At 58.0% G+C, this 1,513-nt stretch carries 3 protein-coding genes; 2 read left to right on the top strand and 1 reads right to left on the bottom strand.

Annotated features, from left to right (window positions below; translation table 11 throughout):
* Positions 1 to 145: 145 nt before the first annotated feature.
* Positions 146 to 379, bottom strand: a complete 234-nt coding sequence (locus tag A1351_RS07080; RefSeq protein WP_198162251.1) for a phasin family protein — start codon at positions 377 to 379, stop codon at positions 146 to 148.
* 221 nt (positions 380 to 600) lie between these two features.
* On the opposite strand from A1351_RS07080, the gene A1351_RS07085 reads away from it, so the two are divergent.
* On the top strand, positions 601 to 1,236 hold the full coding sequence (locus A1351_RS07085) for a TetR/AcrR family transcriptional regulator (protein WP_245291604.1): 636 nt from the start codon (positions 601 to 603) through the stop codon (positions 1,234 to 1,236).
* Positions 1,233 to 1,513: poly-beta-hydroxybutyrate polymerase N-terminal domain-containing protein (locus A1351_RS07090; RefSeq protein ID WP_198162252.1), on the top strand; the 281-nt coding region annotated here is incomplete at its 3' end. The genes A1351_RS07085 and A1351_RS07090, both read left to right, overlap by 4 nt.

A 1,513-nucleotide genomic window follows, 5' to 3' on the forward strand; every position in this document is an offset into this window, starting at 1 on the left:
GGAGACGACGTCAATCGAACCGATCTTTCTCTCATGACGGCCTCTAGTCGTTCGTGGGCGACATGTCGCCGGATTCCGGTCGGGACATCGACTCTCGCGCGATGTCCCTTCGCCAAAGGGCGCTCTCGATCACGTCGCCTACAGATCATTTGCTCGGAGTGACGAAGGCCCGACTCTCATTGAACAGGCGCCGACCTTCTTCGAACCAACTCTCGATCGTCTCGCGCGCAAACGCGCTGTGAGCGGCCATGGCGTCCCCGGGCTGGTCGATCTCAGACAGCTTCTTGACGTATTCGGCCTGGGCCTGGAGTCGACGCGCGGCCAGATCGAGGGTTCCACGATAGAGGCCGAAATAAAACTGCGTCGGAGCCCCAGGCACGGATCTCAAGAAATCCACGCCGAATAAAGGATAATACGCCTACGCGGACCGCATCGCCTGTGTCGAATCACCTTGTTTTGCATCAGACATCACGTCGACTCCATATAATAACCGAGCACACACGCCAGAACGACCAGCATGATACTTTGAGAAGCTCGCATTTATTTTAGTCATCAGGTGTTGACCGACTCGCATCCTAGGCGTAATTATTTTTCAATGCAATGCCGCTGCGAGGGATAATGTCAAAAATTGTCATTCGCTCCTGTTCGGAGGACACAACGCGCGAACGCATCCTCAAAGCAGCGATTCTGCGCTTCTCGGCCCATTCCTATGAGGCGACAGGGTTGCGCGATCTCGCGGCCGACGTGGGCGTCGATATCTCTTACGTGCATCGCTGCTTCGGCTCGAAAGAGAACCTGTTTCGCGAAGCCGTCAGAGCCGTGGCGCGACCAGAGCGATTGTTCGGCGGCGACGGCGAAGACCTCAGCAACGATCTCGCGAAAGAGATTTTGGCGAAAAAAGACGGGAACGAAGTCAGGCCGCTCGATATCGTCATTCGCTCGTTTTCGAGCCCGGACGCGTCACGCGTTCTCCGCGATCTCCTCTTGGCGGACTTCATCGCTCCGCTCACTCGAAAGCGTGAGGGCGTATCGGATCGTCAAGCCGCGCTCATCGCAGGATTCATGATGGGCGTCGGCATTTTGAAAGATGTGATCGGCGCCGAACCGCTCCTCGGTAGCGAGAATGCGCTCTTAGAAATCATGGCGCGAACGATCGAAGAAATCCTGAGCGGCGGTTCGGGCGATTCTCGTCGAAACGACTCGTCCAGTTCTTTCACGGAGAAAAAGTCCCGATGAACGCTCCCTCCCCTCGTCTGGACCTCAATACGCGCGCGACGCCTCTGCCCCGAGAAGACGAAAGCGTCGGCGTGGAGGCTTACCGCGCCGTCGACCGCATGTGCGAGGCGATCAAGGCTCAATTCACCGGCGGCGTTTCGCCTGCCTCGCTGGCGCTCGCTTTTTTCGATTGGTCCATTCATCTCGCCGCGGCGCCCGGCAAGCAAATGGAGCTCGTCGACAAGGCGATTCGCAAGACGGCGCGTCTGTCGACCTATCTCGTCGCGACGACCGCCGA

This window comes from Methylosinus sp. R-45379, assembly GCF_001644125.1.
Classification (GTDB): Bacteria; Pseudomonadota; Alphaproteobacteria; order Rhizobiales; family Beijerinckiaceae; genus Methylosinus.

What these genes read in the sequence shown, in the direction of transcription:
- A1351_RS07085 (WP_245291604.1), top strand. Translation starts at nt 601, where the DNA reads ATGCCGCTGCGAGGGATAATGTCAAAAATTGTCATTCGCTCCTGTTCG.